This is a genomic window from Nostoc sp. UIC 10607 (assembly GCF_047228265.1).
Classification (GTDB): Bacteria; Cyanobacteriota; Cyanobacteriia; order Cyanobacteriales; family Nostocaceae; genus Nostoc; species Nostoc foliaceum_A.
The window spans coordinates 186,857-210,464 of the sequence record NZ_JBIQNW010000004.1; the positions used below are offsets into that span (position 1 = coordinate 186,857).

The following is a 23,608-nucleotide window of genomic DNA, read 5'->3' on the forward strand; positions in this document are numbered from 1 at the left end:
TTGTCTTGAGTCTAATTGTTTTGAAAACTCAAGCTAGATTATTATAGAAGTTAATAAATGTAATTTAAATTAAAAAATTCTGTGGGAAATCTCTGCAAAAACATTAAATCATAAATAAATCCTGAAGTCGATTAGTTTTCTTTTCAATCTGTTTGTTTTTTATTACTAAAGATAGATTCATTAACTATTTCTATTGATAGATATAAAAACAGGTGATTTTGCTATTTAATTTTAAGCATAAACATGAATATACCTTGAGAAAAACTTTGCTGAAACAGCACTGGAGAACATAAACTATGTCATACGTAAATCGGACAGGTAATGACGTTATTCCTACTGAGCCTGTGGTAGCAGGACGAGTAGCTGAATATCATGATCTTGTTCGCTGGGGACCTATTATTTCTGGTTTGTTGGTTTCTTTAGCCACTCAATTAATTTTAAGCGCTATAATTGGTGCTGTTGCCGCAGGCGCAGTTGAAGGTTCAGGTGCACCCAGAACAATTGCTCCTAATGCTGCGGGTAATGCAGGACTTTGGTCAACGATCGCTTTACTAATTTCTCTATTTACTGGTGGATGGGTTACAGCGCGTGCTTGTGGCCCGATGAACCGCAATACAGCTCTTCTTAATGGCGCAATTCTTTGGGCAACGACTTTGGCAGTTAGCTCGTGGCTATTTGCAAGTGGAGTATCGGGTGCTTTTGGTGTTGCTGCTTCCAACGCCGGGGAAGTAATAAATCAGGTACAACAGCAAGGTACTACCCCCAACATACCCCAAACAAACGTAACTGCTCAGCAAGCTCGTGAGATTGCAGCAAATGTACGTTCGGGATTGTGGTGGTTTGTATTTGGTTCCTTATTGGGTTTAGTAGCCGCAATGATGGGAGCCGTAGCTGGTGCTCGCAGTCCCCGGACTAACAATTACACTGCTTAAAGAATTGTCTGAAAAATCAAATGTTATTTATTTTAAATTAAAGCACCTTTTTTCAAGGTGCTTTTTGTTGATTATTTAAGACTGGCGTTTGTAGCGTCCAATTAATTCTGCCGTTGCCAAAATATGACTATCAATTGCTGCTAAAAGTTGGTTTTTGCTAGCCCCTGCTGATAAACCCAACTTTTTATCTATGGCATAAAGTTTGAAAAAGTAGCGATGAATGCCACTGGGTGGACATGGCCCACCGTAACCAAACTTGCCAAAATCATTTTTTCCCTGGACTCCGCCATTGGGTAGAGTTTTTACAGTCGCTATATGTTCTGGTAATTGGCGAACTGTCGCTGGAATGTCGTAAACAACCCAATGAACAAATGTCCGTCCGGGTGCATCAGGGTCATCAACAATTAATACTATGCTTTCTGTTTCTATGGGAACTTCATCCCAGGCGATGGGTGGGGAAATATCTTCACCGTCACAGGTGTATTTAGCAGGAATTAAATCATTAGCCTCAAAGACACTGCTTTCCAATTTCATAGTTTTACCTCTTTTTGGGATTTCCACTACTAGTCTGTCAAGTTGAAATTGCTGGGTGAGCCAGTTCGTAGTAAGTAATTTAGTCCTTACTAAAAGCTCCCAAAACTAGCTAGCAAAGTACTACTACGCAGGCTTTAATTCATATATTCATTCTCCATAATGCATTAATTTCTCCTTTTTTATATAGCAAAGAGTAACTTTAGTTGTATATCCAAAGTTAAGCATTAGCCCTTAATATTTCTTTCTAAAGAGCCATGAATAGAGAAGATTTGGTAGCTAAATTTGAAAAGTCAATGAATTGATGAAATCGAAAACTGATATCGGTTTGGACTTGCTGAAAAAGCCAAAAACTCTAGTTAATTACAAGGAGTACTGTCATGGCAGACACAAGCAAACGTGGTTTTGCTTCTATGGATGATGACAAGCAGCGCGAAATAGCAAGCAAGGGCGGACAAGCTGCCCATGAGAAGGGTACTGCCCACGAGTTTACATCGGAAGAAGCTCGTGAGGCTGGGCACAAAGGTGGTGAAACTGTGAGTCAGGATAGAGAACACATGGCTGAAATCGGTCGTGAGGGTGGCAAGAGTTCCCACAGTGGCGGTCGGAAACAAGATAGCGATGATGCCGACAGCGAAGAAAAGGGTACCCAAGGAGGCACACCAGAACAACATTCTAAGGCTGGGCGGCAGAGTCACAAAAATAAATAAATAGACTCATCGTCTGGCATTTAAAAGGTTCTCGCTTTAATATTGGGGTTCAGGCAAAATTGCCAACATATTTTATCTGTTAATATCCCGCTTCTAAGCAACAGAAATGTTTTTTAGAAGCGGGATATTTTACATGGCTATTTTTTTAAATTCAATGAAATGCAAACTTTACTACCAAAAATTACCATTTCAGATATGAACCTTCAATTCCCTCTTCACGGCGGATCTTACCGTCTTTTTCAAACCAGGCAATTACTTGCTGTGCTGTCAAATCTTCAATAGCAACACTATACTCTTGGGCGATATGCTTTAAAAGCTTAAGTGATGAAATTGTTAATCTTGTTAAAAACTTTTCTGGGGAAGACAACAAAGCGGCGTCTACTTTTGATGACTCTTCCAGGGTTAAAAATTGTGCTGATGGTTGTTGTGGTGGTAAGTCCATAAACGCTATCTAAAATTTATTTGGGCATTGGGCATTGAGCATTAGTTCTTAAAAAAGGATAAATGACTAATGACGAGCTTGTACCAAATAGCCACAACGATGTTGTCCATCAATAATCCAGTGGGTGCGTTCTACGGTACAATCTGGTAATACGGCTGCAAACATTTCTAATTCGTGACCACAAATGCTGGGGAAAGACTCGGCAACGTTAGAAATAGCACAGTTATGCTCCATTAAGATGAAGCGATCGCACTCAAAGGAGTCATTCACATCAACAGGGTGACACTCCGCCATGAAGCCTTCAGCTTTTCTCAATTCTACTAAGTTGGCTACCCGTTCTCGCAATGAACCGTTACCGACGCGATCGCGGTATTCTTGGGCTTTGCGCTGCCACTGTTTCTCTAAAATCGATTTGAATTGGTCGTCTCCTACCGTTTCCGCTAAAGTATCTAGCAACGAAACCGCAAAATTTCCGTGGCCATCACCAAAGCGATCGCTCATTGTTCGATGCAAGCGATCGCGTCCCTGACGACTCAGTTGATAAAGGTGCTGCGGACGCCCCATCCCCGCTACTTGCACTGATGTAGAATACAAAACTAGCTCCTCCGTCTCCAAATCTTTGAGATGGCGACGAATCGCTTGCGGGGTAACGTCTAAAACTTCAGCTAGCTCCAAAGCCGTTGCTTTTTCGTGTTTGTGCAGATACTCAAGGATATCTTGCTTGGTTGAGGACTGGTGGGTAGTCGCCATCTTCATTTGGTGCGAGGCGTTCAGCGAACGTCCCAAAAATTTCTTTGAAAATTTGACTTTGACAACATTGTTGTTGTTAATTTAGCGTAAAATGAAGATACATTAAACAACAAAGCTGTTGTTTTACTCTCCACCACTATTCTAGCAGCCGTGTAACCATTCCGTAACTGGAGATGAGAATCGGTTAGCAACAGCCCGCCTCCCATCCTAAAAGAGTTCCGAACACGAGAGATTATTACTGATGAGTGCCACTGTCAAAACCTTAGTCAACCAACCCTACAAGTACGGCTTTGTCACCGATATTGAAGCCGACACTATTCCGCGTGGACTAGACGAGGACGTTGTTCGCTTGATCTCCTCTAAAAAGAACGAGCCGCAGTTCATGCTGGACTTTCGCCTCAGAGCTTATCGCCAGTGGCAAAAAATGACGGAACCAACTTGGCCGAATGTCAAGTATCCGCCAATTAATTATCAGGATATCATTTACTACTCAGCGCCAAAACGCAAGAAAGACAAACTAAACAGCTTGGATGAAGTTGATCCAACCCTTTTAGAAACCTTCGAGAAATTAGGCATTTCTTTATCTGAACAGAAGCGACTGGCAAACGTCGCCGTCGATGCGATTTTCGATAGCGTCTCTGTCGCTACTACATTTAAAGAAAAGCTAGCGGAAGATGGGGTTATTTTCTGCTCAATTTCCGAAGCGTTGCAAGAACACCCAGAACTGATCAAAAAATATCTGGGTAGCGTCGTTCCCATAGCTGACAATTATTTTGCCGCCTTGAACGCCGCCGTATTTAGCGATGGTTCCTTTGTCTACATTCCTAAAGGCGTGAAATGCCCAATGGAATTGTCTACCTACTTCCGCATCAACTCTGGTGATACAGGACAATTTGAGCGGACTTTGATTGTCGCTGAAGAAGGTAGTTATGTTTCTTACCTCGAAGGTTGCACCGCACCGATGTATGACAGCAACCAGCTGCACGCCGCCGTTGTGGAACTCGTCGCCCTCGACAACGCCGAAATTAAATACTCCACCGTGCAAAACTGGTACGCTGGCGATGTCAACGGTAAAGGTGGTATTTACAACTTTGTCACCAAGCGCGGTTTGTGTCAGGGCGTAAATTCCAAGATTTCCTGGACTCAAGTAGAAACAGGTTCGGCAATTACTTGGAAATATCCTAGCTGTGTGTTGGTGGGTGATAACTCGGTGGGTGAGTTTTACTCGGTGGCGCTGACAAATAATATGCAGCAAGCTGATACGGGTACAAAGATGATTCACGTAGGTAAGAATACCCGCAGCACAATTATTTCTAAAGGAATCTCCGCAGGTAATTCTAGTAATAGCTACCGGGGTTTAGTGAAAGTTAACCCGACGGCGAAAGGGGCGAGAAATTATTCCCAGTGCGACTCAATGCTGATTGGGGATAATGCTCATGCCAACACTTTCCCTTATATACAGGTACAAAACAATACTGCGAAGGTGGAGCATGAAGCTTCTACTTCCAAGATTGGGGAAGATCAACTGTTCTACTTTGCTCAACGGGGTATTTCAGCAGAAGATGCCATTTCGATGATGGTTAGTGGCTTCTGTAAGGATGTTTTCAATCAGCTACCGATGGAGTTTGCTGTGGAAGCTGATAAGTTGTTGAGTTTGAAGTTGGAAGGCAGTGTTGGATAGCGCTTGTAGTCAGCACTTTAGTGCTGGGAAATCGCTAGGAACTGAAAAAATTAACGCTTGTAGTCAGCACTTTAGCGCTGGAGAAAAGCGCTAAAGCATCTACTACGAACTAAAAAAGAAGAGAGAAAACATGATTATTGAAAATAGTGAAATTGTGCTGTCAGTACGGAATCTGACGGCTAATGTTGATGGAACACCGATTCTGAAAGGTGTGAATCTGGATGTGCGATCGGGTGAAATCCATGCGATTATGGGGCCGAATGGTTCTGGTAAGAGTACCTTTTCTAAGGTGTTGGCTGGACATCCGGCGTATGAGGTGACTGGCGGTGAGGTAATTTTCCAAGGGCAAAATCTCCTGGAATTGGAACCGGAAGAACGCGCCAGAAGTGGTATATTTTTGGCGTTTCAGTACCCGTTAGAAATTCCGGGTGTGAGCAATTTGGATTTCTTGCGAGTGGCGTACAATTCCCGTCGCAAGGCGCAAGGTTTAGAGGAAATAGACGCCTTTGATTTTGACGATTTGATTGAGGAAAAGCTGGATGTAGTGAAGATGAATCCCAGTTTTCTCAGTCGGAGTTTGAATGAAGGGTTTTCTGGTGGCGAGAAAAAGCGGAATGAAATTCTGCAAATGGCGCTGCTAGAACCAAAGTTGGGAATCTTGGATGAAACAGATTCGGGTTTGGATATTGACGCGCTCCGAATTGTGGCGAATGGTGTAAATCAACTGGCAACTCCAGAAAATTCTACAATTTTGATTACTCACTACCAACGGTTACTCGATTATATTGTGCCTGATTTTGTGCATGTGATGGCACATGGGCAGATTATTACCAGTGGTGGTAAAGAACTGGCGCTGGAATTAGAGTCTCGCGGTTATGACTGGGTGCTGGAAGAATTTGCAGCTGCTGAGGTGGGTGTGTAATGAATATTCAAGTATCCCCTAGTCCAATTCCTAATTCAAATGCAGTCAGTTTGACATCAATGTTAGATAGAGATGATTATCTGACTGGGTTGTTAAATCAAGTAACGGCAAATAAAACAGAAGGTTGGTTGCAGGAATTACGCCAAAGTGCTGCAAATTGGGTACGTCACTCGATTATCCCGACTACCCGCGAGGAAGAATGGCGGTTTACTGATTTATCGTCTCTGCGAAAGGTGCAATTTAATGTAGAGACGTTGCATGCAACGTCTCTACAATTTGATATTTTGCCAGAAGCGGCTAATAGTCGTTTGGTATTTGTGAATGGCGTTTATGCACCGGAGTTATCAGCAGTTTCAGATTTACCATCTGGAATTGTGGTAAGTAATTTGGCTGGCTTACCTGCGGTTGAGCAGCAAGCTTTACAGCAGTATTTAGCTCAAGCTGAGGGAGCGCAAGAAGTTTTTACTGCTCTCAATACGGCTGGGATAACTGATGCCGCTGTGGTGTGGGTGAAGAAGAATGTGGTAGTTGAAACGCCAATTCATTTGGTGTTTATTTCGGTTGCGGGGAAGACTGCGACGATTTCGCAGCCGCGTTGTTTAGTGGTGGCTGAAAGTGGTTCGCAGGTGAGTTTAGTTGAAGAGTATGCAAACTGTAGAGGCGCAGAGGAAGGAGTTTACCTTACCAATGCAGTTACGGAAATTTGGGTTGGTGACAATGCCCAAGTGAGTCACACTAGGGTTGAGCAAGAAGGTGCAGAGGCTTTTCATATAGGCAAAACTGCGATCGCACAAGCTCGTGATAGTCGATATACTTGTCATGCCATAACTTTAGGTGCGAAGTTGTCGCGGCACAATTTGGAGATTTTGCAAACTGGCGAGCAAACCCAAACTACTCTCAATGGTTTGACGATAATCTCTGGTAAACAGTTGGCTGATACTCACAGTGCGATCGCACTCAACTATCCCCACGGTACAAGTGAGCAATTGCATAAATGTATTGTAGGCGATCGCGCTCATGCGGTATTCAATGGTAAAGTTTTTGTACCCAAACCAGCGCAGTTGACAAATGCAGTCCAGCTGAATCGCAATTTGCTGCTATCGTCTAAAGCCAGAGTTGATACCAAACCCCAATTAGAAATTACTGCCGATAATGTCAAATGCGCTCACGGTGCTACCGTTAGCCAATTAGAAGATGATGAAATATTCTATCTGCAAAGTCGGGGAATTGATGAAAACGATGCTCGAAAGTTGTTAATCAACGCCTTTGCTGCCGAAATAATCAACAAAATACCAGTTCCTTCTCTACGAGAAATCTTGTTAAGTACAGTCAATAATCTTAAGTCTCTGACTAATGACTAATGACCATTGTACAGACGCGATTAATCGCGTCTCTAATGACTAATAACTAATCTACCAATGACTTTTACTCCTACCAAAACCCTTGCTGATAAAGTTCGCGCTGACTTCCCGATATTGCATCAGGAAGTCAACGAGAAACCCCTGGTTTATCTCGATAATGCCGCGACATCGCAAAAGCCTTTGTTCGTATTAAATACCCTGCGGGATTATTACGAGCAATATAATGCTAACGTGCATCGAGGTGCCCATACCCTTAGTGCTAAAGCTACTGATGCTTATGAAGGTGCTAGAGATAAAGTTGCCAAATTCATCAATGCTGCATCGCGTCAGGAAATCGTCTATACCCGCAACGCAAGTGAGGCGATTAACCTAGTAGCCTACAGTTGGGGAATGAATAATTTGCAGCCAGGAGATGAAATTATTCTCTCGGTGATGGAACACCACAGTAATATTGTACCTTGGCAATTGGTGGCACAAAAAACGGGTGCAGTACTGAAATTTGTGGAATTAACACCAGAAGAAACTTTTGATTTGGAACAGTTTAAAAAACTGATTTCTGAAAAAACAAAGTTAGTGTCGGTAGTGCATATTTCTAATGCTTTGGGTTGTATTAACCCAGTGGAAGAAATTGGTGCGATCGCTCACAGTTACGGTGCTAAATTCTTAGTTGATGCTTGCCAAAGTGTCCCCCACTTCCCTGTCGATGTGCAGAAAATAGATTGTGACTGGTTGGTAGCATCCGGTCATAAAATGTGTGCGCCAACTGGGATAGGATTTCTATATGGCAAGTTAGAATTGTTAGAATCAATGCCACCATTTTTTGGTGGTGGTGAGATGATTGCAGAGGTGTATTTAGACCATTCAACTTATGCAGAATTACCGCATAAATTTGAAGCTGGTACACCTGCTATTGGAGAAGCGATCGCACTTGGTGCTGCGATCGATTATCTTAGCAATATTGGCATGGATAAAATCCACGCCTACGAAGCAGAATTAACCGCTTATTTGTTCCAACAATTAGAGCAAATTCCCCAAATTAGAATTTACGGCCCCAAACCAAATGCTAAAGGTGAAGGGAGAGCTGCTCTTGCGTCGTTCACAGCGGGAGAAGTCCACGCCAACGACTTATCTACATTATTAGATCAAGAAGGTGTTGCTATCCGTTCTGGACACCACTGCACACAACCATTACACCGTTACTTAGGTCTTGCTGCAACCGCACGAGCAAGTCTCTCTTTCTACAACACCCGTGAGGAAATTGATATTTTTATCAAAGCACTGAAAGAAACTCTCGACTTTTTTGCAGGTTTCCTTGCTTAAAGTTACAAAATATTCAGATACTAATTGTGCCAAATATCAGCAACATATCTTGCTAATAGTTGGCACAATTTAATTATCTGGACTTTAATGAACGCAAGGGCGATAACATTCAAAAAAATTATGGTATTGTCACTACTGGAACTAACTGGAAGTTTCTCAAGCTGATTGAGCAAGTGCTTGAAATTGATTTGGGCGAGTATTATATTAATGACATAGGTAAAATTATCGGGATTTTATCTAACATCCTGATGGAAAAAGGATTGTAATATGCTTGTCAAGTCAAACCTTGCGGAACAAAGAACAGTCCTACATAACGTTAGTTGGGAAACCTTTGAAGCCTTGCTGAGAGATACAGGTGAGCATAGAGGCTCTAGGTTTGCTTACGACTGCGGTGTTTTAGAAATTATGACCCCACTTTTTGAACATGAAAATCCTAAAATTCAGTTTGACCGCTTGATATTTGCTTTAGCTGAAGAAGTGGGAGTAGAAATTAAAAGTGCTGGTTCTACAACACTAAAGCGACGATTAGCACTTCGAGGTATAGAACCAGATAATTGCTATTATATACAGAATGAATTGAAAGTCAGAGGTAGGGTAACGCTAAATTTAGAAACAGATCCGCCGCCTGACTTAGCAATTGAGATTGACATTACTAGCAGTTCAGTTAACAAATTGGGAATTTATTCAGCGTTGGGTGTAACTGAACTTTGGAGATATGATGGACAAAATTTAAAATTTTATCAGTTGATAGAGGGGCAATATGTCGAGTGTCAGTTTAGTATTGCCTTTCCTATAGTTTCAGTGAGTGAGATAAGCAGATTTATTGAGCAGAGTAAAAGTATGGGGGAAATTGCTTTACTCAAATCATTTCGCGTTTGGGTTAAAAATAAAATAGGATAGTTACTTATAAATTATAAAGTAATTTTTTCCATTAATTTTTACAAGACGTTTATTATTCTCTTTGTCTTTAATTTCTACTTGGGCATAATGTAGCATTCTGTGATGATTGGGACATAAAATAACAACATTATTTTCGTCTTGTGAACCTTCTTGAGATAAAAGAGTTAAATGGTGTGCTTACGAATAAAAGAACAAGAATTAGATAGACGCTTGGAGATGCATCGCCAAAATAAAAACCAAGGTTCAACATGGCAATCCATCAAGCAAAAACTAGGTTTATCTGAATGAACTACTAGTTAATTAAAGCGATCGCACCTCACAAAATCAACTCAAAGAATCTGGATCTATCCCTAACTTTCGTAATTCTTGTGCCAGCCTCTCGGCGCGTTGCTCGGCAGCGATCGCACGTTCTTCTGGTGTTAAATATCTGACTCCTTGTTTGTCATACCAATACAACCAATCCCGCGTAATTCCCTGATAGGTTCCCCGTTCATAACCAATTGCTAAACCTATCTCTGATAACCAAACTAAATTTCCTGGTTGCAATACATATTCACCATTTACAAAGCGATAAACTTCTAAAGGTGGTTTTCTCCGGCGTTGGGGATTGTAGACAACATAATACAAAATCTCCATCTCAGCATAAAGTTTCTTTTTGCTGGTGTATTCCCCACGCCGTCTGTGAGAAACAACTTCTAATGCCATAATCGGCATCACCTTTTCTTCCCACAACACATAACTTAAACGCAAGTTCTCATCAAAAACTCGCTCGACTCCTAAACTTAAAAATCCATCAGGCACAATCGGCGGTAATTCGGGATCGTAATATATGCCCATATCAACGCCGAAAAACCAATCCATCCGGGTTGTCCACAGCCAAGCTAAGATGGCTTCTAACAAGCCAGGAATCAAATGTTGTAGTTGATTATCCACAGGTTCATCGTCAGAATCGGGCAGATCCTCGGCGGAGGGTAAGCAGTGCAATGGGTTGTAATTTAACATGGTGGGTGCGATTGCAAACTTATAATATTGATGATATCTATCCACCTCTGACTTTTTATTGCGATAATTCCCAAGGGGGACGCGCTCCCCACTGGTTAGTCAAAGGTGGATAGATGACACTCAAGCGGTTAGTTTTAATTTTTGTGCTGACGCCGATAGCAGTTCTGTTGGCGGTTTCCTCTTTATTCAGTAGTTGGCAACAACCTCAATTTCAAAGTCGCCTGGAACTATATCAAACCAATATTGCTTTACAAGCTCAAGCTTGGCAATCAGAAGATAGGAGCGATGACAATCTCCAAGGGATTCGGGAAGCAATACTTGGTGAGCAACCCCTGGAAAGCGCTACAAAGCAGTATCAGGAGGCGCGTCAATCAGTTCAAACTAATTTGGATAAAGTTAACAATAAACTTACACAATTACGCTCTCAACCTGAAATCACTCCCATACCTCCGAAACCTCTACCTGACGTTCCTCCCACGACTAAAACCTCTAAACAGGGACAGCAACAGTTAGAGCAGTCTTTTAAGCAATTACAAAAATTACTAGCTGAATTAGACCTGCGGCTGGGAATTTTACAAGCACAGCAAGGACAGACGGATACAGCTCTCAAAACTTGGAGCGAATTACAACAACGCTCAGATATTAATCCAGAGTTTGGAGAAACCGCAGCTGTATTAAGTGGACTGTGGAGCAATCCTCCCCGTCTGCTCCAAAATTCTCAAGAACGAATTCAAAAGAATTTAGAAGGTTGGTTTCGCTCTACTGCTTTGGTTCAACTATACCAACTTCAGCAACGACAAGATGCTTTATTAGCAGTTAAAGCTGCACAACAAGAATCTGCTGCTCAAGCAGTGTTGAAATTAGCGGTTATTGGCACTATTCCTACATTGGCAGCTTTAAGTGGTCTAATATTGCTGATTTTCTTATTTGCTCAACGCTTGTTGAAAGGAAAAGCCTCGTTACTAGCTCAAAATGCTGATATCCCTTGGTCAACGCCTTGGGATGGTGAAACGATTTTGCAGGTTTTTGTCGTCGGCTTTTTCTTTATGGGGCAAATTTTTGTTCCTTTAGCCCTATCCCTACTCCCTATCCCGCGTCCCGTCTCTGATGTGCGACTTCAGGCTTTTTCTGTTTTAGTTAGTTACTTATTGGTAGCATCGGGTGCGCTGCTAGTGCTGTATTTTTCTCTTAAGCGCTTTTTTCCACTACCAGAATTTTGGTTTCGCTTTCGTTTTCAAGATAAGTGGTTTTTGTGGGGACTGGGAGGCTATTGTGCGGCTTTACCTATAGTTGTGGTGGTCTCTTTAATTAATCAACAGCTATGGCAAGGACAGGGTGGTAGTAACCCCCTGTTGCAACTAGCCCTGGAAAGTCAAGATGGTATAGCACTTGGAATATTTTTCTCCACAGCAGCGATCGCAGCTCCATTTTTTGAAGAAATTCTATTTCGCGGCTTTTTGTTACCTTCTCTAACTCGTTACTTACCCGTATGGGGATCGATTCTAATCAGTAGTTTACTGTTTGCGATCGCTCACCTCAGCTTGTCAGAAATTCTTCCCCTCACCGCATTGGGGATCGTTTTAGGGGTAGTTTACACGCGATCGCGAAACCTCCTCGCTCCTATGCTTCTCCACAGCCTCTGGAATAGTGGTACACTATTAAGCTTATTTGTTTTGGGTAGTAATTAGCACAAAGATATTACTGTTGCTTAAAACGAAAATATTTGCTTTTATCTCCATAAGTAGGGACAATTTACGAATTACGAATTACGAATTACGAATTACGAATTATTTTAATTGTCCTCCCGAACCATTTTAGCTGTCATGAATTGGATTACAATTCCGTTTTGCGCTCATGGAAGATGCCTCTTGCACTTCTAGATTCCCATTAGCCACACAGTTGGTCTCGTCATTGGTGCGATGGCGTTTCACGCCCACTAAAAGCGATATCTACGACGGGCTACGCCTACGCAAAAAATCCGGAAATAATACTGATGAACTTGTAAAAAGTGGTGTAGCAGTTTTTGCTGATTATTGAGGCTAATTTTTCTCAAGATAAATAAATGTCTTACCTGAAAATCTGCAAAACTGCCATACCAAGGTTTGCGATCATCAAATCCACCAAAAGTTATCAAGGAGCGCCAGATTTTCAGGCTATTCCGCAAGAAACTTTAGCGTTTCCTCTGGTATAGAAGCACGCTGATTTTGGTTATTTGTCTTGGGATTTACTTGTACTAAAAAAATTAAAAATCTATTTATTAAGCAAATACATTTACTCGCTTTCATTACAATAAAGACTTTATTTTTATATCTCACTTATTAAGGAGCAGTACTCATATGGCAAATCTCAACCCTAGTCACCCTACCAAACAACTTCTAGCTGGTTACTGTGGCATTATTCTTGGAGCATTTGGGGTTCATAAGTTTATTCTAGGATACGCTCCAGAAGGCTTTATCATGTTGCTGATTTCTGTAGTCGTGGGTTCTTTCACCTACGGCGTTGCCTTGTTAATTATGCTACTTGTAGGTTTAATTGAAGGCATGATCTATTTGAATAAGTCTCCTGAAGAATTTGTAAATACCTACTTTGTGAATAAGCAGGGCTGGTTTTAAAAACTTATATTTCACACTTGGGTTCCTCTGTGAAGTTATGTATCTTGCGTATAACATTAAAAGATGTGTTATCAATTACTTTTATGAATCTATGTACGTAATACTTAATTGCTTATTTATTTGCTGAATTAGCTAAAATTTGACAATTTATTACTATGAGAGATATGAGGAACCCATGTTGAAAAATATGGGATTGTAGCAAGATACAAAGTGCGGAGGCCGAGACACTCCGCGCTTTGTATCTTGCCGCACTTTCCACTCGATCCAATTCTTTTTTTGACTGCACAATAACCCAGAACTAAAGTTTTCTTCCTTCTTCCTTCTGCCTTTCTTTGTAACAATTAATTAAAGGTGTTGTGTATTTTTTAAAGTATCTTCTGCCTTTCTTTGTAACAATTAATTAAAGGTGTTGTGTATTTTTTAAAGTATATAAAAATTCTGAATCCTACTACTATGCTAACCATCAAACGTAAAAAGCTGATCTGGATATTCTTCTTGCTGTTGGGCTTTGGCTATTTCAGTGCCATGTCTAATTTGGAAATTCACAATTTTTGGAAAAGCCTGATTGTCCTTATGCCAATACAGGTGGTAGCTATTATCTATGTGACTTATCTACGCTGGAGCCGTCATTGACCCTCAGCGAGATCTGATAAATTAAGAAATTTAATAGGGTTGACATACAGTCGTAGTTCCATATTTCGCCTACGCTCAAATTAGAGACGCTTTTAGTCAGGCGTTGAATTTCTGTAGCGAATCTAAAAACTTGCCATGCAACTCGTCCCGAAAACTAAGCTAGCCCCAGAACTTGACCCAATCCTAGAGAAAATTATTCTCGATGTTGGGGGTATGAAGTGTGCTGGGTGTGTGAACGCAGTAGAGCGACAGCTAACCCAACATCCAGGAGTCAAAAGTGCCTGTGTGAACTTGGCCACAGAGGTAGCTGTTGTAGAGTCAGAAACTGGTGTGGTAGATGCAGATGCACTAGCACAGCGATTAACAGCCGTTGGATTCCCGACTCAACCCCGAAAAGCTAGTGGTACAGTAGCAGGCGAGATATCTACTTTACTAGACCCAGCAGAACGACAACGCCGAGAAATGCGCTCTTCTGTATGGCAGTTGGCGATCGCTGCGGTGCTGCTGGTATTGTCGGGAAGTGGGCATTTTGGTAATCTTGGTAGCTCAGTGCTACCAATACTGAATAACATCTGGTTTCACTGTGGACTGGCGACAGTGGCCCTATTAATTCCCGGTCGCCCGATTTTAGTAGATGGCTGGCTAGGCTGGCGGCGAAATGCGCCTAACATGAATACCCTGGTCGGATTGGGAACGCTGACAGCCTACATTGCTAGTTTAGTAGCGCTGCTCTTTCCCCAAATGGGTTGGGAATGCTTCTTTGACGAACCAGTAATGATGCTGGGCTTTATTCTCTTAGGAAGGACATTAGAGAAACAAGCTAGAGGTCGCGCCGCTGCTGCCTTTAGGAAATTGCTAGCACTTCAGCCACAGGTAGCGCGATTGATTGCTAACCCAGAGAAAGGAGGAATAGGATCTTCTAGCGTAGAGATTCCTGCTGAACAGGTGCGTGTTGGTGAATGGTTACAAGTGCTGCCAGGTGATAAAATCCCCGTTGATGGTCAAGTGGTGGTTGGACAAACAACGGTAGATGAATCCATGTTGACTGGGGAAGCCGTGCCAGTGATCAAGCAACCAGGCGATCTGGTGACAGGAGGGACGCTAAACCAGTCAGGAGCGATCGCTATTCAGGCAACCCGGACTGGAAGTGATACAACTCTAGCTCAAATTGTTGCTTTAGTAGAAGCCGCCCAAACTCGGAGAGCACCAGTACAGAAATTAGCAGATACAGTAGCTGGTTACTTTACCTACGGTGTGTTAACAGCATCTGTATTAACATTTATCTTTTGGTACTTTTTCGGTACTCACATCTGGACTGATGTCACCATGTCTGGTGGCATGGAAATGATGAGCCACGCTACACATGAAGCCCACCACTCCCTACTCCCTAGTACAGACGCGATTCATCGCGTCTCTCCCCATTCCCCTTTATTAATTAGTTTAAAACTAGCGATCGCAGTTATGGTAGTCGCCTGTCCCTGTGCTTTAGGACTTGCCACACCAACAGCCATTCTTGTTGGGACTGCTATGGGCGCAGAACGGGGTCTGTTAATCAAAGGCGGCGACGTTTTAGAAAGAGTACACCAATTAGACACCGTAGTTTTTGATAAAACTGGCACTCTGACTACGGGTAATCCCATCGTCACAGATTGTCTGTTAATTTCGGAAATGGACATTGGGAATCCCTACACCCTCATCCAACTAGCAGCAGCCGTAGAAAGCGGTACTCATCACCCCCTAGCAAAAGCGATTCAGCAAGAAGCACAGGGGCAACAGTTATCTATTCCAGAGGCTGTGGACTTTCACACGGAACCAGGACTTGGGGTATCTGCTGTGGTAGAGGGTAAAGTTGTACTGTTGGGTAACTGGGACTGGTTGAGTTGGCACGGTATTGCGATTAACGAAACTGCACAACAGGTAGCACAGGATTTGGCAACAGATGGTAAAACAGTCGTTTGCGTAGCAGTTGGGGGGACTTTCGCCGGGTTAATTGCAGTTTCTGATACCCTGAGACCAGATGCCCAATCCACCGTAGACAAATTGCGTCAGATGGGCTTACGGGTAATGCTGCTCAGTGGCGATCGCAAAGAAGCAGCTAGCGCCATAGCCAAACAACTAGGATTAGACAGCGCTGATGTCATAGCGGGTGTTCCCCCAGCTAAAAAAGCGGCTGCAATACAGTCTTTACAACAAGCAGGGACAAAAGTAACTCCCCACTCGGTAGTCGCAATGGTAGGAGATGGAATCAACGATGCTCCAGCTTTATCCCAAGCAGATGTAGGAATTGCTTTACACTCCGGGACAGATGTGGCAATGGAAACTGCTGAAATTGTCCTAATGCGCGATCGTTTAAACGATGTCGTCGAATCTATTCAGCTTAGTCGCGCCACTTTCAACAAAATCCGCCAAAATTTATTTTGGGCTTTTGCATATAATACAGTTGGAATTCCTTTAGCCGCAGGTGTTTTGTTCCCTAGTCTAGGTTTTGTCCTTAACCCATCTGGTGCTGCTGCATTAATGGCTTTTAGCTCTGTTAGCGTTGTCACAAACTCAATATTATTACGGCGATTAGCTCATCACCCGTAAAATACTCTTTTTCACGTAAAATTTCCAAGCACAAATCTTGGTTATTCCCATATAAAGGTTTTACACAGTCCACAAAGCCTCTTGAGATACTTACCAAAGCTATCATAGCTACTGGAGTAGAACGAACAAGTTCTACTCTTTCAAGGTATTATGCAATTTTAAAGCTTATTTAGATTAGCACCACAGACTTATGGTGCGCGAAAATGGCAAGATACGATACTAAACAAATCTTGATTAATCACAGTTCCAGCGATTTGTCAATGGCAGCAGAAACTAATGAAAACCATCTACTGATTATTGAAGACGATCAAGGTCGCAAAGAATTTTCTCTGGAGCACCCCGTCTACTCTATCGGTAGAGACCGCGAGTGTAATATCCGTTTGATGTCGCAGTTTGTCTCCCGCCGCCATGCCACATTAGTGAGATTGCCACGAGAGCATAATAGTCATAGCTACTATTATCGGATTGTAGATGGCGATGCCAAAGGGAAGCCTAGTTCCAATGGTTTGATGATTAATGGACGCAAAATACCAAATCACGATCTAAAAAATGAAGACGAGATCGTTTTTGGCCCTCAAGTGCGTGCCATTTATTACCTTTTAAGAAACACTCAGCGTTTGGGACAAACGGATTCGAGTGAGTACGATATTACACTAATAAACCCCGGTATGGCCGAGGATTTAGAGGATGTGGGAGAGTGAATTATAACTACCAATAACAGTCTAAGCTCCCACGGATTGAAACCGTGGGAGTATCAATTCAAGCACCAAAGCTATCCTGCAAGACTTTCAATCAGATGCCAATGGCGGCTACTTTCAATAGCCTGCTTGATAAATTCAAACATTTGTCGGCAGTAATTATCTAGTTGGAGTGGTAGTTCTTCATTTTTAATCACAATACTCATTCGGGTTTCTGTTTCAGTAGATTTTGATTTATCAACCAGTACTTCTACTGTGATCAATTTGGGAAAAGGAACATTGCCGGGAATCTCACGAGCGATAATATAATCGCCCGTGTGGTATTGAATATCCAACTGACAGTCTTGTAGAAGTTCTACAAGTAACGGCTGGAGATGGTCACTAGGAACAGAAACAATAAATGAACAGGTATAGCGAGCCATAATAGCCCCACGCCTTGCAACACTCCGTCCATCCTATAATACCGAAGCATCTAAACGGAAAGTGATTAAATTTTGAGATCAGGCATTATCAAGATATACAGTCATGAAAGTTTGATCAAAAACTTTACAATAAAGGTTTGGCTGAGGTAGAAAATGAAAGTCGCAATTACTGGAGCAACAGGATTTGTCGGTAGTCATTTGGTACAACAACTCCACGGGGAAGGTCATAGAATAGTAGTATTAACTCGGAATACCGCCTTTGCTCAAAAGGTTTTTCCATCTGAGGCTTTCCCCAATCTAGAAATTCTTGCTTATACACCACATGCATCTGGTTCTTGGCAAAGTGTCATCGCTAGTTGTGATGGCGTAGTTAATCTGGCAGGAGAACCCATTGGCGAAGGACGTTGGACATCAGAACGCAAACAAGAAATCCTCAATAGCCGGAAGCTAGGTACACAAAAAATAGTTGAAGCAATAGCCAATGCTAACCCCAAACCATCTGTGTTAATTAACGCTTCGGCTATCGGCTACTACGGCACTAGTGAAACGGCAACCTTTGATGAAACAAGTCTATCTGGTAACGATTTTCTCGCCCAAGTCTGCCAAGCCTGGGAAGCAGAGGCGAGAAAGGTAAAAGATGCTGGTGTAAGGCTGGTAATTCTGCGTTTTGGGATTGTTCTGGGCAATGGCGGTGCTTTGGGTAAAATGATTCCGCCTTTCAAACTCTTTGCTGGTGGCCCAATTGGCAGTGGCCGCCAATGGTTCTCATGGATTCATATAGACGATTTAGTTAACCTGATTCTGCAAGCTTTAACTAAACCGGAAATAGAAGGTGTATATAATGCCACTGCCCCTAACCCAGTCAGGATGGCAGATTTAAGCCAAACTTTGGGACAAGTGATGAATCGCCCTTCTTGGTTGCCTGTTCCTGCTTTTGCGATCGAAGCTCTTTTAGGAGACGGGGCTATAGTCGTTTTAGAAGGTCAGCAAGTCCTTCCCAAGCGCACCGTGGAAACAGGCTTTGAGTACAAATATCCTAATTTGCAATCAGCATTAACACAAATTCTTACATAAGTCAAAAGGGAGCAGGGAGCAGGGAGCAGGGAGCAAGGGAGCAAGGGAGCAAGGGAGCAAGGGAGAAGAATTTTCCCCTCTGCCCCCCGCACCCCGCCCCTCTGCCTCTTTACCTATGCCCAATGCCCAATCCCTTAACTATTGACTAGATAGAAATTTTCTTGAAACCCAACTGATAATACCGCTGAGAATGGCACCGCCCATGAGGATGCCAATCGCTGGATTAAACACGGGTTGCCAGAGTTGATGCCACAAATCCAAACCCAGATTTACTCCTACAGAATCACCGATCGCAGCGATCGCTAACCAGACAAAGCCAAACAAAACTAAAAAAACATCTGCGACTAAAATCGTGTTTAGCCAATTTAACAATTTATCTTTCATTTATCCTTTGATCTAATTGCCCCAAATTTTACGACTGGTAACTAAGTGATGGGTAAGTTAGAAGTGAGGATTTGCCAACTTGAATTTCACTCCTAACTCCTCACTCCCAATTCCTAACTTCTCACTCCTCCAACAGCCAATTTTTGACTTTGATCAAACTCTGCCAATCTGGTTTTCTACTTAAACCGTCTTCAATACTGCTTTTTATTTCATCGCGCCATTCTGGGTTGACATAAACTAACTGTTGTACTATGTCAATATGTTCTCGTAAACCTTTTTGACCTGTTTCCAGCATTGCTAAGGCGAGATTGACTCTAGCCTGTGGGTCTTGTGGATTTAACTTGACTGCCTTCTGTGCAGCTTTATAAGCCAAGTTGGGTTTGTTATCGAGTAGATACAACCACGCCAAACAGATCCAAGCAGCACTCGTTTTAGGAGCGCGATCGCACACTTCTTTAAACACAGGGATTAAAGAATCTACTGCTTCTCCTGCTTTATAGCGTTCTAAACCTGTATCAAACAGGGATTCAACTGTTTGAGTCATAGTAAATTTGTCAATAATCATTAGTTAATAGTCATTAGTCATGATTCAATAGTCATAGGTCAATAGTCAAGAGTCAAAAAACCTTGACTCTTGATTCTTGAGGGCGAGTTGACTCAATGGTGGAAACCCTCCCATGCGACCGGCTCCTTTTGACTAAACCCCAAATGACTTGCCGCAACCGCAAGTTTGGTTGGCATTAGGGTTAGTGAATTGAAAGCCACCACCAATCATGGCATCGCTGTAATCGAGCATTAAGCCGTAGAGATATAACAAACTCTTGCGATCGCTGACAATCTTGAAGCCATCATAGTCAAAAACTTCATCCTGCGGGGTGATCTTGCTAGTGTCTTCAAAGTCCATCATGTAAGACATCCCAGAACAGCCACCCTGACGGACTCCTACCCGTAAGCAGAAATCTGTGCCTTGCCTGTCCCGGAGGGATTTTACCTGGTGCAATGCGGCTTCGCTCAACAGAATTCCGCGTTGTTGAGGCTGAATTGCTTGTGTCATCTGCTTTTTCAACTCCTTAATTAATCTAAGCTTTACCCTGTATCGGCTTGTTAATGCCTCTGGGTTGTCCTTGGTGTTTTTGTATTCATTCTAGCGGCTTAGATGTCGCTAGATGCCAAATTGTAAACACTCCGTTAAAAGCAGCCAAAGGTTTTTATTCTAGAATTGAGAGACTCAGTGTGTTTATAGATTCGGTATTTTTGGAGTTCAAGCCTGGCAGCAGTCTGAGAAGCAACTATTTTTTCAGGTGCAGCCATAAAAACCTAATCCGAGGCTAGCTATCCCCCAAAGTTTACTTCCAAATTGCTTCTTTTGATTAACTTACTCTATGACAAGTTTTAATCGCTCTACCAGTCGTCGCTTGAAGAAATTAACTCAAATTCCTTCTGTATGGGAGGGCGATCGCCGTCCGTTGTCATCACCAAACCAGCACTCAGACTCAGAGGAAAAGGGAGAATGCATTCTTTGGGTAGATTACTCCCAAGGTGTAGTTCGAGGAATGGATGTGGTAGCTTCAGATATCGGACCAGAAGCAATAGTTCGGACTTTAATGCGAGCAATGGAGCATCCCCACAGTCCGGCAAGACCTGCTAGACCCCAAAGAATTGTAGTCAAAGATCGTGAGATCCAATTTTACCTGCGGGGGGTGCTGCAAGATTTAGATATTGCCATTGACTACGTACCAGAACTGCCTTTAATTGACGAACTATTTCGCGGATTTGCTGACATCCTCGATAGTCAAACCCCCGACTTACCCCCACAGTATGCACAAATCTTGCGAGAGAAAGCATTTGCAATTTGGCAAGCAGCACCTTGGGAATTTTTGGAAGAACAGCAAATTTTGTCAATCGAGATTAATAAGTGGGATGTTGGCACACTCTACGCCTCAGTTATGGGAATGCTGGGAATGGAGTATGGGATTTTGTTTTATCGCTCAGAAGAGTCTTTAAAACGGTTTCGCGCCGCAGTTTTAAGAGATGAACAATCAACGGAGCATCTAGAAGAAGCGTTCCTCAAGCAAGATTGCCTGTTTCTCACCTTTGAGAGTGCTGACGAAACCGATGAAGATGAGGATGAGGATGAAGAAAGTGATTTGGCGGATCTGCCATTATCAGAAATTGACCCCACGTTCGGTAATATCCACCCCTTAGAAGGACTACGGTCTGTTTTGTATGACGAAGAAGCACTGGTAATCTTCGTTGCGATCGAAAGCCTAAGCCGCTTTATTCGCGATCACCGTCGCCAGCTTCATGAGGACATCTTCCCTACCCTCAGCCGTCGCTATCGCGTTTCTCTACCACAGCCGGAAGAATCAACTAAATCTGTGGCTGTGACAGTCTCTACGATGCCGCAGTTAGCAGCAGAATTAGAGGAAATGGCAGGCTTTGGTGTCGATAACGAGGAGATTGACAACCTTGGCTCACCGAATTTCCAATCATTGCAAGATGACTTGATACCGGAAGATTCCTTCCTCAGCTTAGGTGTAGTGTCCTGGGAAATGTTGGAGTACCTTCGTAAAGGGGTCAGCTACCATAAGGCTGGTGAAATCAAACAAGTGGGTGATGGTTTGCCGGTGATTTTAATTCAAACTTCCCGGCCCAAGGCTAAGACTGTAATTGAAAGAATTGAAGCAGCAGGTGGACTGAGAGCAATTTGCTTTAATCCAGGTGCCGACCCCTTCGATGGCGATCGCTACGACCTGGGTTTATTACAAACGCAAAATGGTGAATTGTTCCTATTCGGTGAATTTTTAGATGAAGATCCTATTCATGTAGAAGCCCGAAAAAAATGGAATCAGCGGTGTAAAAACACTAAGGGCTACTGTGGCTTAATCATTGCCAAAGGACTAACAGGAGCTTCCCGTGGCAATCCTCAGTTACGAGATATGATGGCTTTGTTTGAAGCGCGATCGCTTTCACCTAAAGATTTAGGTATTGGCACTCTCCAACTGATGCCCCAACTTAAATTGGAATAGTTGCACTAATCGCCGTAATCCTAAATGTCAGGTTACGGCTATGAGAAATTAAGTCGATGTGTATTTGATTCACAATATTGAGCAAACTCAGTGCTGAAGAGCAAGTGGTTTTACTGAGTGTTCAATAAATTGAAAAATATTTCGTACTATTCTATTGTATTTAGTACATATCCTGCACGGCAATACGGTCTTTTAACCGGAGCTTTCGGAGTCTCCGACTCCCCTCAGAACTCAGCACTTTTCATCCTTATTCATCCGCGTCTCTCTCAGAGCGCTGGATTTTGTCATGTATATGTCAACTCTAAAGTCAACCAGTGATTAGAAGTTAACTTCACCTAAATTTCATGAAGTATCTATATTTTCATAGTTTTCCAGTAATTTAATTTAAACATTTGACAGTATAAATAATTACGAAGTACTAAAAAATTATTTACGAAGTCCGGTTTAATCAAACCTAAGCGACGCACTTCAATATCAGAATCTTTTTTTAACAAGTTTTTGACCTTAGGATCTTGTTATATATCAATATCATTAAGCAAAAGGTCAGGTAATAAATTTTTCTTTGTAATTTTTTTATAAAGTATGAAAATGAGCTTATTTATAGTCTAAATAAAGTTTATTTAAAGCCCAAAAATCATGGATATAATGAATATACTCCCAAAAAAATTGAAGTATTAAATTATTTTTACGGTACATTTACCAATAAATAATAGTTGTGTTTCAAAATCTTTTTGGCAGTAATTTTTCTCTTACTTTAGATATAAAAGAGCAGTATATGTGGAATTTTTAGCCCAGTAATCAGCGAAAAATTATTTGTATAATCTTCTGATAGATGAATATGAACCATGCAAAAAATATCGTTGAGCTTAAGACAAACTATATCGCTAGGGGGAAGATAAAACACATCTAAAATTTCATCGTCGTATTTTTACGAGAAGTTAGTCTAAAAGCATGAAATAAAACTAAAATATTATTGGCAACAGCCAACTAACACCATATCTATTCTGGGATCATCGTCTATGTAAAATTACAGATAATATTGTTAAAATTCACCAAACAATTGGGCTATTTACACCCAGCGAACTGAGTATTGCCGCCTTTTTTATGGCTACTATATTGCCACAGAAAAACAATCAGCTTGATCGAGAGAAGCCAAAAATCATAAACGTTCAAGCAGATCTTAACTTCTTAGTTACAGTAATGGGTGCACATGGGTATTTGTTCTAGAGCGATCGCTTATTTGCTTGCTTTTAAGTGATTATTCACAATCTATACACACCACTTTAAACCACCTCTAAGCCAGCATTTCAGCATGATAATGATTCTACAGCTTTATTTTCTGATGTTGTATCAGATGTTCTCTCCAAGTGGTTTTGGCGAACTTGGTTAAGAGAGAAGGTCAAATGCTTTCAATGGAGAATAACTTTGTAAATCATCATTGAGTCAACAGTAGGTGTCTCAAATTCATTTATCAAATTTCATTGCCAGGCTTTACTGATGCTGTTAGTAGGGTTATTATCCTCAAAAGCAAGTATGTGCTCTTTCTACTGTCACAATAGTAACAAATAAAGTGTAGTTTTTTGATTTCTTTAGAAAATGATGAATACTTTGACAAAACG

At 42.0% G+C, this 23,608-nt stretch carries 24 protein-coding genes; 15 read left to right on the forward strand and 9 right to left on the reverse strand.

Annotated elements, in window-relative coordinates:
* The first annotated feature begins 296 nt into the window (after positions 1-296).
* A complete protein-coding gene (locus tag ACEYW6_RS05610; protein ID WP_412978944.1) occupies positions 297-932 on the forward strand; it encodes a hypothetical protein in 636 nt (211 codons plus the stop codon).
* Between the two features lie 75 nt (positions 933-1,007).
* On the opposite strand, the gene ACEYW6_RS05615 is transcribed toward ACEYW6_RS05610, so the two are convergent.
* Positions 1,008-1,466: a YbhB/YbcL family Raf kinase inhibitor-like protein gene (locus tag ACEYW6_RS05615; RefSeq protein ID WP_412978945.1), complete on the reverse strand. Its 459-nt coding sequence runs from the start codon at positions 1,464-1,466 to the stop codon at positions 1,008-1,010.
* Between the two features lie 377 nt (positions 1,467-1,843).
* Between ACEYW6_RS05615 and ACEYW6_RS05620 the strand changes: the two genes are divergently transcribed.
* Positions 1,844-2,173, forward strand: a complete 330-nt coding sequence (locus ACEYW6_RS05620; RefSeq protein ID WP_196513010.1) for a KGG domain-containing protein — start codon at positions 1,844-1,846, stop codon at positions 2,171-2,173.
* Positions 2,174-2,354: 181 nt separating this feature from the next.
* Here the strand turns inward: ACEYW6_RS05620 and ACEYW6_RS05625 are convergent, their stop codons facing one another.
* Positions 2,355-2,615 carry a hypothetical protein gene (locus tag ACEYW6_RS05625; RefSeq protein ID WP_412978946.1) on the reverse strand — a complete coding sequence of 87 codons (261 nt, stop codon included), beginning with the start codon at positions 2,613-2,615 and terminating at the stop codon, positions 2,355-2,357.
* A gap of 66 nt (positions 2,616-2,681) precedes the next feature.
* A complete protein-coding gene (gene sufR, locus ACEYW6_RS05630) occupies positions 2,682-3,365 on the reverse strand; it encodes an iron-sulfur cluster biosynthesis transcriptional regulator SufR (RefSeq protein WP_196513012.1) in 684 nt (227 codons plus the stop codon).
* Positions 3,366-3,606: 241 nt separating this feature from the next.
* On the opposite strand from sufR, the gene sufB reads away from it, so the two are divergent.
* The 6 genes from sufB (at position 3,607) to ACEYW6_RS05660 (ending at position 9,549) form a co-directional block, all read left to right on the forward strand.
* The gene (gene sufB / locus ACEYW6_RS05635) at positions 3,607-5,046 is read left to right on the forward strand and encodes a Fe-S cluster assembly protein SufB (RefSeq protein ID WP_412978947.1); all 1,440 of its coding nucleotides are present in this window, start codon (positions 3,607-3,609) and stop codon (positions 5,044-5,046) included.
* A gap of 130 nt (positions 5,047-5,176) precedes the next feature.
* A complete protein-coding gene (gene sufC, locus ACEYW6_RS05640; RefSeq protein WP_412978948.1) occupies positions 5,177-5,968 on the forward strand; it encodes a Fe-S cluster assembly ATPase SufC in 792 nt (263 codons plus the stop codon).
* Entirely contained in the window at positions 5,968-7,329 is a 1,362-nt protein-coding gene (gene sufD / locus ACEYW6_RS05645; protein ID WP_412978949.1) for a Fe-S cluster assembly protein SufD, read from the forward strand. Before sufC ends, sufD begins: the two co-directional genes overlap by 1 nt.
* A gap of 57 nt (positions 7,330-7,386) precedes the next feature.
* Positions 7,387-8,649, forward strand: coding sequence for a cysteine desulfurase (locus tag ACEYW6_RS05650; RefSeq protein ID WP_412978950.1), 1,263 nt, complete (start codon positions 7,387-7,389; stop codon positions 8,647-8,649).
* 59 nt (positions 8,650-8,708) lie between these two features.
* Positions 8,709-8,915 carry a hypothetical protein gene (locus ACEYW6_RS05655; RefSeq protein WP_412978951.1) on the forward strand — a complete coding sequence of 69 codons (207 nt, stop codon included), beginning with the start codon at positions 8,709-8,711 and terminating at the stop codon, positions 8,913-8,915.
* Between the two features lies 1 nt (position 8,916).
* Positions 8,917-9,549 carry a Uma2 family endonuclease gene (locus ACEYW6_RS05660; protein WP_412978952.1) on the forward strand — a complete coding sequence of 211 codons (633 nt, stop codon included), beginning with the start codon at positions 8,917-8,919 and terminating at the stop codon, positions 9,547-9,549.
* Between the two features lie 324 nt (positions 9,550-9,873).
* Here the strand turns inward: ACEYW6_RS05660 and ACEYW6_RS05665 are convergent, their stop codons facing one another.
* The gene (locus tag ACEYW6_RS05665) at positions 9,874-10,551 is read right to left on the reverse strand and encodes a Uma2 family endonuclease (protein WP_412978953.1); all 678 of its coding nucleotides are present in this window, start codon (positions 10,549-10,551) and stop codon (positions 9,874-9,876) included.
* Positions 10,552-10,664: 113 nt separating this feature from the next.
* Here ACEYW6_RS05665 and ACEYW6_RS05670 point away from each other — a divergent pair, with 113 nt between their 5' ends.
* Positions 10,665-12,239 (forward strand): type II CAAX prenyl endopeptidase Rce1 family protein, encoded by a 1,575-nt coding sequence (locus tag ACEYW6_RS05670; RefSeq protein ID WP_412978954.1) that lies wholly within the window; start codon positions 10,665-10,667, stop codon positions 12,237-12,239.
* A gap of 248 nt (positions 12,240-12,487) precedes the next feature.
* On the opposite strand, the gene ACEYW6_RS05675 is transcribed toward ACEYW6_RS05670, so the two are convergent.
* Entirely contained in the window at positions 12,488-12,715 is a 228-nt protein-coding gene (locus ACEYW6_RS05675; protein WP_230966850.1) for a hypothetical protein, read from the reverse strand.
* 172 nt (positions 12,716-12,887) lie between these two features.
* Here ACEYW6_RS05675 and ACEYW6_RS05680 point away from each other — a divergent pair, with 172 nt between their 5' ends.
* The 4 genes from ACEYW6_RS05680 (at position 12,888) to ACEYW6_RS05695 (ending at position 17,083) form a co-directional block, all read left to right on the forward strand.
* The gene (locus ACEYW6_RS05680) at positions 12,888-13,163 is read left to right on the forward strand and encodes a TM2 domain-containing protein (protein WP_190894018.1); all 276 of its coding nucleotides are present in this window, start codon (positions 12,888-12,890) and stop codon (positions 13,161-13,163) included.
* Positions 13,164-13,616: 453 nt separating this feature from the next.
* Positions 13,617-13,796: a hypothetical protein gene (locus ACEYW6_RS05685; RefSeq protein ID WP_412978955.1), complete on the forward strand. Its 180-nt coding sequence runs from the start codon at positions 13,617-13,619 to the stop codon at positions 13,794-13,796.
* Between the two features lie 135 nt (positions 13,797-13,931).
* Positions 13,932-16,382, forward strand: a complete 2,451-nt coding sequence (locus ACEYW6_RS05690; RefSeq protein WP_412978956.1) for a heavy metal translocating P-type ATPase — start codon at positions 13,932-13,934, stop codon at positions 16,380-16,382.
* A gap of 203 nt (positions 16,383-16,585) precedes the next feature.
* Positions 16,586-17,083 (forward strand): FHA domain-containing protein, encoded by a 498-nt coding sequence (locus ACEYW6_RS05695; protein WP_190894021.1) that lies wholly within the window; start codon positions 16,586-16,588, stop codon positions 17,081-17,083.
* A 71-nt stretch (positions 17,084-17,154) separates the two neighbouring features.
* On the opposite strand, the gene ACEYW6_RS05700 is transcribed toward ACEYW6_RS05695, so the two are convergent.
* Positions 17,155-17,502: a hypothetical protein gene (locus ACEYW6_RS05700; protein ID WP_412978957.1), complete on the reverse strand. Its 348-nt coding sequence runs from the start codon at positions 17,500-17,502 to the stop codon at positions 17,155-17,157.
* A gap of 153 nt (positions 17,503-17,655) precedes the next feature.
* On the opposite strand from ACEYW6_RS05700, the gene ACEYW6_RS05705 reads away from it, so the two are divergent.
* Positions 17,656-18,576 (forward strand): TIGR01777 family oxidoreductase, encoded by a 921-nt coding sequence (locus ACEYW6_RS05705; protein ID WP_412978958.1) that lies wholly within the window; start codon positions 17,656-17,658, stop codon positions 18,574-18,576.
* A gap of 138 nt (positions 18,577-18,714) precedes the next feature.
* Here ACEYW6_RS05705 and ACEYW6_RS05710 read toward each other — a convergent pair whose 3' ends face one another.
* The 3 genes from ACEYW6_RS05710 to ACEYW6_RS05720 all read right to left on the reverse strand — a co-directional run bounded on the left by ACEYW6_RS05710 (position 18,715) and on the right by ACEYW6_RS05720 (position 20,014).
* Entirely contained in the window at positions 18,715-18,960 is a 246-nt protein-coding gene (locus ACEYW6_RS05710; protein WP_190894024.1) for a hypothetical protein, read from the reverse strand.
* Positions 18,961-19,081: 121 nt separating this feature from the next.
* Positions 19,082-19,504 (reverse strand): tetratricopeptide repeat protein, encoded by a 423-nt coding sequence (locus tag ACEYW6_RS05715; protein ID WP_412978959.1) that lies wholly within the window; start codon positions 19,502-19,504, stop codon positions 19,082-19,084.
* Positions 19,505-19,657: 153 nt separating this feature from the next.
* Positions 19,658-20,014 (reverse strand): iron-sulfur cluster assembly accessory protein, encoded by a 357-nt coding sequence (locus ACEYW6_RS05720; RefSeq protein WP_152588670.1) that lies wholly within the window; start codon positions 20,012-20,014, stop codon positions 19,658-19,660.
* A gap of 328 nt (positions 20,015-20,342) precedes the next feature.
* On the opposite strand from ACEYW6_RS05720, the gene ACEYW6_RS05725 reads away from it, so the two are divergent.
* Positions 20,343-21,989, forward strand: coding sequence for a DUF6930 domain-containing protein (locus tag ACEYW6_RS05725; RefSeq protein ID WP_412978960.1), 1,647 nt, complete (start codon positions 20,343-20,345; stop codon positions 21,987-21,989).
* Positions 21,990-23,608 lie beyond the last annotated feature (1,619 nt).

Coding starts and splice junctions, on each gene's coding strand:
- ACEYW6_RS05670 (WP_412978954.1), top strand. CDS start 10,665: ATGACACTCAAGCGGTTAGTTTTAATTTTTGTGCTGACGCCGATAGCA.
- ACEYW6_RS05685 (WP_412978955.1), top strand. CDS start 13,617: ATGCTAACCATCAAACGTAAAAAGCTGATCTGGATATTCTTCTTGCTG.
- ACEYW6_RS05625 (WP_412978946.1), bottom strand. CDS start 2,615: ATGGACTTACCACCACAACAACCATCAGCACAATTTTTAACCCTGGAA.
- ACEYW6_RS05615 (WP_412978945.1), bottom strand. CDS start 1,466: ATGAAATTGGAAAGCAGTGTCTTTGAGGCTAATGATTTAATTCCTGCT.
- sufC (WP_412978948.1), top strand. CDS start 5,177: ATGATTATTGAAAATAGTGAAATTGTGCTGTCAGTACGGAATCTGACG.
- ACEYW6_RS05715 (WP_412978959.1), bottom strand. CDS start 19,504: ATGACTCAAACAGTTGAATCCCTGTTTGATACAGGTTTAGAACGCTAT.
- ACEYW6_RS05720 (WP_152588670.1), bottom strand. CDS start 20,014: ATGACACAAGCAATTCAGCCTCAACAACGCGGAATTCTGTTGAGCGAA.
- ACEYW6_RS05660 (WP_412978952.1), top strand. CDS start 8,917: ATGCTTGTCAAGTCAAACCTTGCGGAACAAAGAACAGTCCTACATAAC.
- ACEYW6_RS05620 (WP_196513010.1), top strand. CDS start 1,844: ATGGCAGACACAAGCAAACGTGGTTTTGCTTCTATGGATGATGACAAG.
- ACEYW6_RS05690 (WP_412978956.1), top strand. CDS start 13,932: ATGCAACTCGTCCCGAAAACTAAGCTAGCCCCAGAACTTGACCCAATC.
- ACEYW6_RS05710 (WP_190894024.1), bottom strand. CDS start 18,960: ATGAAAGATAAATTGTTAAATTGGCTAAACACGATTTTAGTCGCAGAT.
- ACEYW6_RS05650 (WP_412978950.1), top strand. CDS start 7,387: ATGACTTTTACTCCTACCAAAACCCTTGCTGATAAAGTTCGCGCTGAC.
- sufD (WP_412978949.1), top strand. CDS start 5,968: ATGAATATTCAAGTATCCCCTAGTCCAATTCCTAATTCAAATGCAGTC.
- ACEYW6_RS05725 (WP_412978960.1), top strand. CDS start 20,343: ATGACAAGTTTTAATCGCTCTACCAGTCGTCGCTTGAAGAAATTAACT.
- sufB (WP_412978947.1), top strand. CDS start 3,607: ATGAGTGCCACTGTCAAAACCTTAGTCAACCAACCCTACAAGTACGGC.
- ACEYW6_RS05680 (WP_190894018.1), top strand. CDS start 12,888: ATGGCAAATCTCAACCCTAGTCACCCTACCAAACAACTTCTAGCTGGT.
- ACEYW6_RS05695 (WP_190894021.1), top strand. CDS start 16,586: ATGGCAAGATACGATACTAAACAAATCTTGATTAATCACAGTTCCAGC.
- ACEYW6_RS05665 (WP_412978953.1), bottom strand. CDS start 10,551: ATGTTAAATTACAACCCATTGCACTGCTTACCCTCCGCCGAGGATCTG.
- ACEYW6_RS05700 (WP_412978957.1), bottom strand. CDS start 17,502: ATGGCTCGCTATACCTGTTCATTTATTGTTTCTGTTCCTAGTGACCAT.
- sufR (WP_196513012.1), bottom strand. CDS start 3,365: ATGGCGACTACCCACCAGTCCTCAACCAAGCAAGATATCCTTGAGTAT.
- ACEYW6_RS05705 (WP_412978958.1), top strand. CDS start 17,656: ATGAAAGTCGCAATTACTGGAGCAACAGGATTTGTCGGTAGTCATTTG.
- ACEYW6_RS05610 (WP_412978944.1), top strand. CDS start 297: ATGTCATACGTAAATCGGACAGGTAATGACGTTATTCCTACTGAGCCT.